General features: G+C 34.4%; 10 protein-coding genes. 3 read left to right on the top strand and 7 right to left on the bottom strand.

Features of this window, described 5'->3' with window-relative positions; all coding sequences use genetic code 11:
* Window positions 1-8: 8 nt before the first annotated feature.
* Both ACIQ2L_RS02435 and ACIQ2L_RS02430 read left to right on the top strand, forming a co-directional pair.
* Window positions 9-632 carry a hypothetical protein gene (locus ACIQ2L_RS02435; RefSeq protein ID WP_396156094.1) on the top strand — a complete coding sequence of 208 codons (624 nt, stop codon included), beginning with the start codon at window positions 9-11 and terminating at the stop codon, window positions 630-632.
* A 14-nt stretch (window positions 633-646) separates the two neighbouring features.
* Entirely contained in the window at window positions 647-2,017 is a 1,371-nt protein-coding gene (locus ACIQ2L_RS02430; RefSeq protein WP_396156092.1) for a DUF5689 domain-containing protein, read from the top strand.
* An 80-nt stretch (window positions 2,018-2,097) separates the two neighbouring features.
* On the opposite strand, the gene hppD is transcribed toward ACIQ2L_RS02430, so the two are convergent.
* The 5 genes from hppD to uvrC form a co-directional block, all read right to left on the bottom strand.
* On the bottom strand, window positions 2,098-3,258 hold the full coding sequence (gene hppD / locus ACIQ2L_RS02425; RefSeq protein WP_396156090.1) for a 4-hydroxyphenylpyruvate dioxygenase: 1,161 nt from the start codon (window positions 3,256-3,258) through the stop codon (window positions 2,098-2,100).
* Window positions 3,259-3,384: 126 nt separating this feature from the next.
* A complete protein-coding gene (locus ACIQ2L_RS02420) occupies window positions 3,385-4,542 on the bottom strand; it encodes a homogentisate 1,2-dioxygenase (protein WP_396156089.1) in 1,158 nt (385 codons plus the stop codon).
* 242 nt (window positions 4,543-4,784) lie between these two features.
* Window positions 4,785-6,422 carry an amino acid permease gene (locus ACIQ2L_RS02415; protein WP_396156087.1) on the bottom strand — a complete coding sequence of 546 codons (1,638 nt, stop codon included), beginning with the start codon at window positions 6,420-6,422 and terminating at the stop codon, window positions 4,785-4,787.
* Window positions 6,423-6,504: 82 nt separating this feature from the next.
* A complete protein-coding gene (locus ACIQ2L_RS02410) occupies window positions 6,505-8,787 on the bottom strand; it encodes a patatin-like phospholipase family protein (protein ID WP_396156085.1) in 2,283 nt (760 codons plus the stop codon).
* Complete coding sequence (gene uvrC, locus ACIQ2L_RS02405) at window positions 8,788-10,584, bottom strand: excinuclease ABC subunit UvrC (protein ID WP_396156083.1); 1,797 nt, start codon at window positions 10,582-10,584, stop codon at window positions 8,788-8,790.
* 70 nt (window positions 10,585-10,654) lie between these two features.
* Here uvrC and ACIQ2L_RS02400 point away from each other — a divergent pair, with 70 nt between their 5' ends.
* Window positions 10,655-11,221 carry a 5-formyltetrahydrofolate cyclo-ligase gene (locus tag ACIQ2L_RS02400; RefSeq protein WP_396156081.1) on the top strand — a complete coding sequence of 189 codons (567 nt, stop codon included), beginning with the start codon at window positions 10,655-10,657 and terminating at the stop codon, window positions 11,219-11,221.
* Here ACIQ2L_RS02400 and ACIQ2L_RS02395 read toward each other — a convergent pair.
* Both ACIQ2L_RS02395 and ACIQ2L_RS02390 read right to left on the bottom strand, forming a co-directional pair.
* Window positions 11,199-11,825 carry a lipoprotein signal peptidase gene (locus tag ACIQ2L_RS02395; RefSeq protein ID WP_396156079.1) on the bottom strand — a complete coding sequence of 209 codons (627 nt, stop codon included), beginning with the start codon at window positions 11,823-11,825 and terminating at the stop codon, window positions 11,199-11,201. The two genes, ACIQ2L_RS02400 and ACIQ2L_RS02395, sit on opposite strands and share 23 nt — an antisense overlap.
* Window positions 11,826-11,914: 89 nt before the next feature.
* Complete coding sequence (locus ACIQ2L_RS02390; RefSeq protein WP_396156077.1) at window positions 11,915-12,295, bottom strand: TraR/DksA family transcriptional regulator; 381 nt, start codon at window positions 12,293-12,295, stop codon at window positions 11,915-11,917.
* Window position 12,296: the final 1 nt, after the last annotated feature.

Genomic DNA, 12,296 nt, shown 5'->3' with positions numbered 1-12,296 from the left:
ATAGCCTTATGAAAAATTATGAAAAAATAATTATCGGTCTTTTGGCATTTATGCCATTAATGGGATGTTCCCCTGAGAACGACATTAAAATTCCCGAATCAACAACTTTCGCTTTCTACGAACAGTTTAATAGTTTTACGGAGCAAACGGAAGGAAATAGTATAGCCTTATCTGGTTGGACAAATTTTGCCGAAGTTGGAACAGTGAAATGGGAAGAAGGATACTATAACGGAACAAAATATGCTGAATTTACATCGTACCAATCAGGTCAAGCAACTAATATTGCGTGGTTAGTCTCGCCAGCAATTAATATGGATATCATGGATAATGAAACATTAGCTTTTGACGTAGCTCAGGCATATGTTTCTTCATCATCAAATTCAATAGATTTATTAGTGTCAACAAATTATGACGGAACCAATGTTTTAGCAGCAAATTGGCAACCATTAAGTTTTACGAAACCACCTTTAGATTTCGATACTAATTTTGATTTTTTTAGTTCTGGGTTAGTTGATTTGTCTAGCTACACGGGTTCTATTTACCTAGCTTTTAGATGCAAAGGATCAGGAACAAACTTTTCTCTAGACGGGACCTATGAATTGGATAACATTAGAATTTTCGATAAAAAATAAATTTTAAAGAAACTATGAAAAATATAATTTTAAAAACAGGGTTACTATTTTCTATTGCATTAGGGTTTTTTACTAGCTGTGCAAATGATGATAATTATCAAACACCAAAAGAAACTTTAGTTACCTATGAATTAACAACTACTAGAACGGTAGCCTCTGTTAATTCAGCAGCAACTGCAGCTCCAGTTCAATTTACTACTGATGATATTATTGAGGCTTATGTTACTTCAAGTGATGCACAAGGTACTTTTTACAAGTCTATTTCATTTCAAACCATCCCAACAGATGGCTCAAACCCTATTGGATTTAGCGTGCCTCTGAATGTTACAACGTTATACGGAAAAGGATTTACACCGGGAAGAAAAGTGTACATCAAACTTAATGGGTTGTATTCTGCAATTGTTTATGGCTCTTTACAAATTGGCGCATTATATGAAGGAACAATAGGTAGAATTTCTGAGTTTGAATGGAAAGATCATTTATTCCCTTCGGCAACCATAGAACCAGAAAGTGCAATGCTTAGAACTTTATCGTTGGCTAGTGCTTATACTGATGCCAACCAAAACACCTTAGTTGAATTAGACAATGTTCAATTTGCAGAAGCATCAATTAATAGAACCTATTATGATATTGACTCTGGAGGAGGTGCAACCAACCATGAACTTATTTCGTCAGCAGGAGGTTCATCACAAATCATCCGATTCAGTAGTTTTTGTCCTTTTACAGGGAAACAAGTACCTAGAGGTAGCGGAAAAATTAGAGGAGTATTGTCAAAATATGATACCGATTTTCAATTTATAGTTAGGTATGAAAGCGATATTCAATTAACATTACCTCGTTTTGATGTTAGTCCACCGGTAGGAGGAACAGCGATTACCTACGACAGTGCATTAAATGAACCATTTACATCGTATGCAACAAATGCTTCAGTATTTCCAAAATACATTAACGATGCAGTTACAGGCACCAGATATTGGCAAGTAAAAACATTTGGAGGAAATAAATACATTCAAATGTCTTCTTTTGGTGGAACGCCTGAAGCCAATAGAGTTTTGTTTTTTGTGCCGGTTAATTTGACTGCAGCTAACACTTTTTCATTCAAAACTAAAGCGGGCTTTGGAGACAGTAGTGTTTTAAAAGTATACTACTCTACTAATTATGTTCCAGGTTCAAATGCAACAACGGCAACTTTAGTAGATATTTCGTCAAGTTTTACCTATTCTCCGGGCTCACCATCAGGTTACCCAACCAATTTTACAAATAGTGGTAATTATGCTATACCTGCTGGTTTAATAGGGAATGGTTTCTTCGTCTTTGAATATATTGGCAATGGTTCTTCGGGACCAACAACGACTATGCAAATTGATGACGTTGTAATTAACTAGAAATTAGTGTTTATTAAAAAAAAAGAGTCCCCAAAATATTCGGGACTCTTTTTTTATGCTTAAAAGTGCTTAAAAAAGACTTACAAAGTACCTCGCAACATTTGTTCTCTCTCAATAGATTCAAATAAGGCTTTAAAGTTTCCGGCACCAAAACCTTTGGCGCCCATTCTTTGAATGATTTCGAAAAATAATGTCGGTCTGTCTTCAATTGGTTTGGTAAAGATTTGCAATAAGTACCCTTCTTCATCCGCATCAATCATAATACCTAATTTCTGGAGCTCATTAATGTCTTCTTTAAACTTATGCATGTGATCTTTCAATCGTTCTGGAATGGCATCATAATAGGCCTGTGGAGGCGTGCTTAAGAACTCAATTCCTCTAGAACGCATATCGGCAATTGTTTTAATGATATCATCCGTTGCTACCGCAATGTGTTGTACCCCTGAACCTTCATAAAAATCTAGGTATTCTTCAATTTGTGATTTTTTCTTTCCTTCAGCAGGCTCGTTGATTGGGAATTTGATTCTTCCGTTACCATTGCTCATTACTTTACTCATTAATGCCGAATATTCGGTTGTGATTTGCTTGTCATCAAAGGAAAGGAAATTTACAAAACCCATCACGTCTTCGTACCATTTTACCCAAGTATTCATTTCGTTCCAACCCACATTTCCTACCATGTGGTCAACAAATTTTAAACCAACTGGAGCAGGATTGTAATCGGATTTCCATTCTTTATAACCGGGTAAAAAAGCGCCGTTGTAATTTTTACGTTCTACAAACATATGAACCGTTTCACCATAAGTGTAAATTCCGGCACGAACTACTTCGCCGTGTTCGTCTTTTTCTAGGGTTGGTTCCATAAAAACTTTGGCACCGCGCTTGGTAGTTTCCTCAAATGCCGAACGGGCATCTTCAACCCAAAGGGCTATTATTTTTACGCCATCACCATGTTTTTTTACATGTTCACCGATTGGGGAGTTACTGTTCAAAGCTGTTGTTAATACCAAACGTATTTTATCTTGTTTCAAAACATAGGATGCTCTGTCTTTCATCCCGGTTTCTAGTCCTGCGTAGGCGTGCGATTGAAATCCAAAAGCCGATTTATAAAAGTGAGCTGCTTGTTTGGCGTTGCCTACATAAAATTCGACATAATCAGTTCCTAAAAGAGGAAGGAAATCTTGTGCTCCTTCGAATATTTTTTCGAGTCCGTATTCAACGGATTTTATTTCATTTGACATAATTTTATTTTTTGATAAAGTTGTGTTTATTATTTTTTAGCCCGGATTGCGCCGATATCCTCGCGTAGCGAGATAAAGGCAAAAGCCGGAATGGCTACTGAAATAAATGCAGTATAAAAATCCAAATTACTCTAACCAAGATTGAAAATATTTTTCATCAGCAATTTTCATCGCCTCTTCAGTGACCATCAAAGGTTTAAAAGTATCAACCATAACGGCCAATTCCTGCGTATCTTTTTTCCCGATACTTCTTTCTACTGCTCCTGGGTGCGGGCCGTGTGGAATTCCAGCAGGGTGTAAGGATATGTGTCCGGCTTCAACATCGTTACGACTCATAAAATCGCCATCTACATAATATAAAACTTCGTCAGAATCGATGTTGCTGTGATTATATGGTGCCGGAATTGATTCAGGATGGTAATCGTATAAACGCGGTACGAAAGAGCACACTACAAAAGCATCGGTTTCAAAAGTTTGATGTACAGGTGGCGGTTGGTGGATTCTTCCGGTGATAGGTTCAAAGTCATGAATGGAGAAAGCATACGGATAATTATAGCCGTCATATCCGATGACATCAAAAGGATGTGTCGCATATACCATGTCAAAAATTTCGTCTTTCTTTTTTACTTTGATTATAAATTCTCCTTTTTCGTTATTCGTTTCCAATTCGTATGGTCGTCGAATATCACGTTCACAAAAAGGCGAATGTTCTAACAATTGACCAAACCAGTTTCGGTAGCGTTTTGGGGTATAAATAGGCCGATGTGACTCTACTATAAACAAACGATTGTCTTCGGTATCGAAATCAATTTTATAAATAATTCCGCGTGGAATGATTAAATAATCACCGTATTTAAAATCGATATTACCCAACATGGTTCTTAATTTTCCAGCACCTTTATGAATGAAAAGCAATTCATCAGAGTCGGTATTTTTATAAAAATAGTCTTTGGTGGAATGTTTTGGTGCTGCTAATGCAATATGGCAATCAGAATTTGTCAAAACAATTTTTCGACTTTCTAGAAAATCATTTTCAGGAGTAACTTGAAATCCGCGAAGGCGATAGGACTGAATATTATTGGCTTTTGAAATTTTTGGTGCAACACTATAATGTTTTCTAATTTCTTTTACTTGTGTTGGTCTGTGTTCGTGATAAGAGTTGGTATACATTCCGTCAAACCCTACGGTTCCAAACAATTGTTCGTAGTATAAATTTCCGTTAGGTTTGCGAAATTGTGTATGACGTTTAGGCGGAATATTTCCTAGTTTATGATATAATGGCATGATTTAAATTTTAGATTTATGATATTAAATATAAGATTTTAGGTAGTCAAAATCACTTCATTCAGGATTTCTCTTGATGAGGAATTTTAAATGTGCTAATAAGTTATCCCATTTTTTCATCTAACAAATATCGGAAAAATTTAATTTTAGGACTTCTTTATTGTGAAATATTTATCAAAGAGAAAGGTGTTGAAAAATTGAGAAATCAATCGTTCAACACCCTTTACTTTAAGCCTTTTAATTTATCTTGCTTTTTTAAAGCTGTATGCATAAATAAACGCATGTATAGCTGCAAATACTAATGAAAAATAAAATAAGAAACTATCATCAATAGCAGGATCAGAATGATGAATATAAGCAATAACGATTAATCCCAAAACCATTCCTAATCCAGAACCAGCAACAGTCTTATAATTGTTTAAACTAAAGTTTCCTTTGTTTAATATGCTATTTTTCATTCCGTAAAATAAATAGAAATCGAAGCCTATCATCATCCAAACAATAAGTCTGATCCAAGTATCTAATGGTAAAAATACCATCATAAACAAACACACCAAGACACCTGCAATAGGGACAAAAGGAACGAGCGGTGTTCTAAATGCTCTAGGTGCATCAGGCATTTTCTTACGCATAATTAATACTCCTATACAAACTAAAATAAACGCAAACAAAGTACCTATACTGGTCATTTCACCAACAACTCTTGCCGGAACAAAAGCAGCAAATAAGCTTACAATTAACATGAATAATAAATTATTTTTTGCTGGCGTTCTGAATTTTGGATGTACTTCAGAAAACACCTTTGGCATCAAACCATCTTTACTCATAGAGAAAAACACCCTACTTTGGCCCATTAACATCACTAGAATCACGGAGGCATACCCTCCTAAAATAGCTAATAAAATTGCAGTGTTCAACCATGGATAGGCAGGAGTTATCATTCCATCTGCGCCCGTTGTTCCCATAGCTTCTACCGCAATAGCAACAGGAGCAATTCCGTCTTTACCAGCAAATGCTTGATAATTTACGACTCCTGTCATCACGTGAGCAAATAGAATATAGAGAATCGTACAAATTCCTAATGATAACAAAATACCAATTGGCATATCTCGTTTCGGGTTTTTAGCTTCTTGTGCAGCAGTGGAAACAGCATCAAAACCGATATAGGCAAAAAACACAATTGCCGCCGCTCTAATGATTCCAGAAAATCCAAACTCGCCAAATTTTCCTGTGTTTTCAGGAATGTATGGTGTGTAGTTTTCAGGTCTAATGTATTGCCAACCCACAGCAATAAAGACTAATACGACGGTTACTTTTAATAAAACGATAATTCCATTTACGAATGCCGATTCTTTTGTTCCGCGTATCAAAACTAATGACATTAGCATAACAATAATTACTGCTGGAACATTAATTACGCCTCCTTCAAATGGTGACAACATAAAAGAATTAGGCAAATGAATGCCATAATTTCCTAAAAATTTTCCAAAATATCTCGACCAACTTATGGAAACAGTTGCCGCACCAACGGCATATTCTAAAACTAAATCCCAACCAATTATCCAAGCGATAAATTCGCCCATTGTAGCAAATGAATAGGTGTAGGCACTACCAGCAACTGGAATCATAGATGAAAATTCGGCATAACATAATCCAGCAAAAATGCATCCAAATGCCGCTACAAGAAATGAAATCGTAATTGCTGGACCAGCATTCATGGATGCTGCTAAGCCTGTAATTGAAAACAAACCAGCTCCTATAATTGCTCCTATTCCCAAAGCTACTAATCCCGAAGCAGTTAATGTTTTCTTTAATCCTTTTTCAGAGTCTGACGCTTCGGCAAGTAAGAGCGCCAATGGTTTTCTTTTCCAAATAGACATAGTAATGTGGTTTTAGTTAAAAGTTAATAGTTTCAAATATAGTTTTTTATTTTAAAACAGATAATATAGAATCACTTTGGTTTTAAAATGAAAACCCAACAGCAAAATACGCATATCCTCTGTTCAACTCAGGAGACCAAGAGTATTTGATTTCAACTGGGCCAATAATTGATTCCAAGGCATAACCAACAGCATAACCATTGTAGGTAGGTTTTGAAAGCCAGTTTCCGTTTTCAAACAATCCGTCTTGAACGTTGGCAAAATTAGCAGCGAAATTGAAGTGGTTTTTTTTGTAAAACTCATAATCTAAAGTAAAACAAGATTTAACATAACTATTACCTGCAATACTTAAAAAATCATAACCATAAAAAGGCTTGAAATTATTTACAGTATTAAATCCATAACCCCCTAAAACAAAATCGAAAAAATGTACACTGTCTTCTCCAAAAGCAAATCCAGCTTCTGATTGAAGTTTAAAAGTTAGTTTTTTATTTATAGATTTAACCACTCCTATTTCACCTTTTGCAATTGTAAATCGATTGAATTCATTTGTATAATCAGATGAATAAAGAAAAGAGTGTATATCTCCGGTAAACAACCATCCTTTTTTTGGAAATAGTTTATTGTCAAACGAATCATAAGTCATATATCCAAAAACACTTAAATAACTACTTTTTTCGAAAGTTGGACTGATATTACCCAAGTTGTCTGATTTAATTTGTAGTATTTTATGCTCTATTCCGCTTGCAATCAAGAATTTCTGAATAAAAACAGTTTGCAAATACACTTGATTGGTAAGATCAGAAAAATCAATATTAATACTATTCAAGCCAAGTTGTGACAACAATTCTCCATTTCTAAAATCGGTAGTTACATTTTTATTAAATGTATTAAATCGGGATTTTATTCCAAAACTCCAATAAAAACCATTGTCAATATAGTAATCTAAATTATATCTAATGTTGTCTCCAAGTCCAAGATCAAGGGATATCACATCATTTTTAAAAAACGATTTTTTTTGGGTAATGTTCGCCAAAACAGCACTTTTATATAATCCATCATAATGAAGTCCGAACTTCAAAAAAGTTTTGGTTGGGTTTTCAGTCAAGCTTAATTTTAATTCATCTTCCTGTTCCTTACCTTCAAGAGTGTAACTAATTCTGCTAAAATTTTGAGTAGCATTGATGTTGTTAATACCTGTTTTTAAATCTTCATAGGTTATTTTTTTGCCATTTTTAAATTGAAGTTTCCCCAATATATAAGCTCTAGTATAATTTTCTAATTTATTAATTGAAATGTTTTTAATATTTAGAGTGTCTTTGCTTATGTTTAAAAGAGTTGTTTTATAAATTTTAATAGAATCTACAAGTTTTTTAATTTGGTCATAGACTTCAATTGATGCTTCTTCTCCTTTTTTAATAATATTTGGCCCTTCGTCAAAAGAAATTACTCCAAAGTCTTTTACATCAGGTTTGATATAAATATCGGTTAACTTTTGTTTGTCTTTCATTACCCTAATCATATCAAGATTCGTAATTTGAACTAAGATTCTAGTTGCGTCTTTCAACGCTTTTCGGTCTTTTAAGTCGTCTTGAACATCAACTCCGATAACAATATCAGCGCCCATTTTTCGAATTTCTTCAACAGGATAATTATTTACTACGCCTCCGTCAATCAATAGTTTACCGTCTATTTCTACAGGGGAAAACAAAGAAGGAAATGCAGAGCTTGCCAACATAGCTTGTGCTAAATAGCCATTGTTTAAAATCACTTGTTCTCCTTTTTCAATATCAGTAGCAATACACAAAAAAGGAATTGGAAGTTTATTAAAATCTCTAACATATCTCACTTTATGCGTAAGTTTTGATAAAAGATTATAGTTATACATTCCTTTAGAAAGTGCAATTGGGATCCCTATTTTTAGTTTGTCAAAAGGCAATGTCAGTGCATACATTTGATCATTTCGCTTTTCGTAAAAACTTTTAGAAGAGCGAGGAATATAATCTTGCAATAATTCGTCGAAATCCGTGTTGTAAAAAATAGAATCAATTTGAGTTGCGCTATAACCCGAAGCATATAATCCGCCTACAACAGCTCCCATACTTGTTCCGGCTATATAATCAATTTTCACCCCTGCTTTTTCTAGCACTTTTAATACACCGATATGAGCAAATCCTTTGGCACCACCTCCGCTTAGAACTAGGCCTACTTTGGGGCGTTTTGTTGTTTCTTGAGAAAAAGAAGTAATAGGAAGCAATAGAAAGGCAAGGGGTAATAAGTAAAAGGAAATAGTAGAAAGCGCTTTAGCAACAAAACTAATTTTGGCTAAAGGTTTATTGCTAAAGGCTAGTGGTTTGCTACGCATTTAGATATCTTTTTGGTAAAAGTCGGAAATTTTTTTTGCTTTTGATACTCCAACAACCTCAGAAATTTCTTTTTCTGTGGCTAATTTCAATCTTTTAACACTTTTGAAATGTTTTAAAAGCGTTAACATTGTTTTTTCACCGATGCCCGGAATTAGTTCTATGGTCGAATTCAAAGCCGATTTACTTCGTTTATCTCGATGATGTGTTATTCCAAAACGATGCGCTTCGTTTCGCAATTGTTGAATAATTTTAAGCGTTTCTGATTTTTTGTCCAAATATAATGGTACTGAATCGCCTGGATAAAACAATTCTTCAAGGCGTTTGGCAATTCCAATAATTGCAATTTTCCCTCGTAAACCTAAATCATCAATACTTTTCAAAGCAGAAGATAATTGCCCTTTTCCCCCATCAATAATTATTAGTTGTGGTAACGGTTGACTTTCATCCAAAAGCCTTTTGTATCTTCGATACACAACTTCTTCCATAGAGGCAAAGTCATTTGGCCCTTCAACCGTTGTGATATTAAAATGACGATAGTCTTTTTTACTTGGTTTTCCATCTTTAAAAACAACACAGGCCGAAACAGGATTGGTTCCTTGAATGTTCGAATTGTCAAAACATTCAATATGGCGGGGCTCGCTTGAAAGACGTAAATCCTTTTGCATTTGCGCCATAATACGGTTGGTATGTCTTTCTGGGTCTACGATTTGAATTTGTTTCAGTTGTTCTAGGCGTTGGTATTTGGCATTGCGTTGAGACAATTCTAAAATTTGTTTTTTATCGCCAACTTGTGGGACGGTTACTTTTAATGTTGAACCAAAATCCAGTTCAAAAGGCAAAATAATTTCTTTAGATGTCAAATGAAAACGATCACGAAGTTCAACAACAGCGAGTTCTAAAAGTTCTTCATCGGTTTCATCCAATTTCTTTTTAAGTTCTAACGTAAAAGATCGAATAATAGCACCGTATGATATTTGCAAAAAGTTGACATACGCCATAGTTTCATCTGAAACTATAGAAAACACATCTATATTGGATATTTTTGGGTTTAAGATTGTTGATCTAGATTGATAATTTTCTAAGACTTCAATTTTTTCTTTTATTTTTTGCGCCGCTTCAAATTTCATTTCAGATGCCAAATCTTGCATCATTTTTTTGAAATCGCGTAAACTATCTTTGAAATTTCCTTTCAGAATTTCACGAATGGCATCCACTTGTTTTTGATAATTTTCCAGTTTTTCAAAACCTTCACATGGGCCTTTGCAATTACCGATATGATATTCTAAACACACTTTGTATTTACTTGATTTGATATTGCTTTCACTCAAATCGTAGTTGCAAGTTCGCAACGTATACAGTTCTTTGATTAAACCTAAAATAGTATTTACAGTTTTGAAATTGGTATACGGACCAAAATATTCCGAGCCGTCTTTGATCATTCTCCGCGTGGGGAATATTCGGGAAAATGGTTCTTTTTTGATGCAAATCCACGGATAGGTTTTATCATCGCGCAGCAAAACATTATAGCGTGGCTGTAGTTTTTTTATTAGATTATTTTCCAACAAAAGGGCATCTTGTTCCGACGCAACTACTATGTGCTTTATGGTGACAATCTTCCTGACCAACACATTAGTTTTGGCATTTTCATGAAGTTTATTGAAGTAGGAAGCAACTCTTTTTTTAAGATTTTTGGCTTTGCCAACATAGAGAATTTTGCCTTCTTTATCATAATACTGGTACACGCCTGGATTGTCGGGCAATGTTTGTATCTGAAGTTCGATTGAAGGAATATTCATTTGGGATTTAGGAATGAGGATTTAGGATTCATTGATTTCAAAGTTATAAAAATTAAAGTACTTTTGAAGGATGAACAAAAAAGAACTCAGAGCTAAATACAAGCAGTTACGTCAGCAATTATCGCTTGACGAAATTGAAGACAAAAGTCTGGCTATTGCTAATAAAATGCTGCAACTCGACATCTGGGAGAAAACGTATTTTCATTTGTTTCTGTCTATTGAGGAACAAAAAGAAGTTGAAACAGAATTCGTTCTTCAGATTTTAGCCGGAAAAGACAAGGAAATTGTGGTTGCCAAATGTGATTTTGAGAGCTTTGGAATTACTAATTATCTCCTGACCGATAATACTAAATTTCAAAAAAACGAATACAATATTTATGAGCCTATTAACGGAATTGAGGTTCCGGATACTAAAATTGATGTGGTTTTTGTTCCGCTTTTAGCGTATGATAAATTAGGAAATAGAGTAGGATATGGAAAAGGATTTTATGACAACTTTTTATCCAAATGCAATAAAGAGATTATCAAAGTTGGCTTATCATTCTTTGAACCCGAAGAAATTATTGATGATGTTTTTGAAACGGATATTCGATTAGATTATTGTGTTACACCTTCTAAGGTTTATACATTTCAATAGTCGTTTTTTTAGCAAAAGCTTTTTTATTAAATACAATTAAGATTCCAACTCCAGTAGAAATGGCCATATCGGCAATGTTGAAAATAGCATTAAAAAATTTGAACGGTTGACCACCGTAAAGGGGAAGCCATTGTGGAAAAGTTCCTTCGTAAATAGGAAAGTACAACATGTCAACCACTCTTCCGTGAAACCAAGTTCCAGAAGGGTTGTCCGAAAACAAGGTGGCTAAATGACCATAACTATCATCGAAAATAACGCCATAAAAAACAGAATCAATAATATTTCCAACAGCACCAGCAAAAATTAACGCAATGGCAACCATTAAGTAATTAGAGCTGTGTTTTGTACTGGCATCATATAACCAATACCCAATACCAAAAACAGCTAAGATTCTAAAAAAAGTCAAAATTAATTTGCCGTGAATACCAGGAATCTTTGTTCCCCATGCCATTCCTTCGTTTTCAATCAGCAATATTTTAAACCAATTGGCAACATCAATTTGACCCGCTTCACCATAAACAAAATTTGTTTTGATATAAATTTTGACAAATTGGTCAACTAATAAAACTATAGCAATGATTAAAATAGAATTCCGTAATGACATTTTTTGGATTTTTATGGCGCAAAAATAGTGTTTTTTTTCTAAAAAAGTAACGCTCCGTTTAGGAGCGTTACTTTATAAAAGTAGTGTTATTATCGCTGTAAATTTTTAGCTTCAATACTCATTGTAGCGTGAGGAACGATTTTTAATCTTTCTTTGCCTATAAGCTTGCCTGTAACTTTACAAACTCCATATGTTTTATTTTCTACACGGAACAGTGCATTCTTTAAATCACGAATAAACTTTTCTTGACGAATGGCTAATTGTGAGTTGGCTTCTTTAGACATGGTTTCACTGCCTTCTTCAAACGCTTTAAACGTTGGGGATGTATCATCTGTTCCGTTGTTTAAGTCATTCATATAGGCACTCTTTATCAACTCTAAGTCGGCTTTTGCCTTATCCATTTTATTTATTATTATTTCTTTGAACTCTGCTAAATCTGCATCTGAGTATCTCATTTTTTCTTCTACCATC

Origin of the sequence: Flavobacterium sp. (genome assembly GCF_044369455.1) — a bacterium.
Classification (GTDB): Bacteria; Bacteroidota; Bacteroidia; order Flavobacteriales; family Flavobacteriaceae; genus Flavobacterium.
This window is presented reverse-complemented; position numbering and strand designations above follow the sequence as displayed.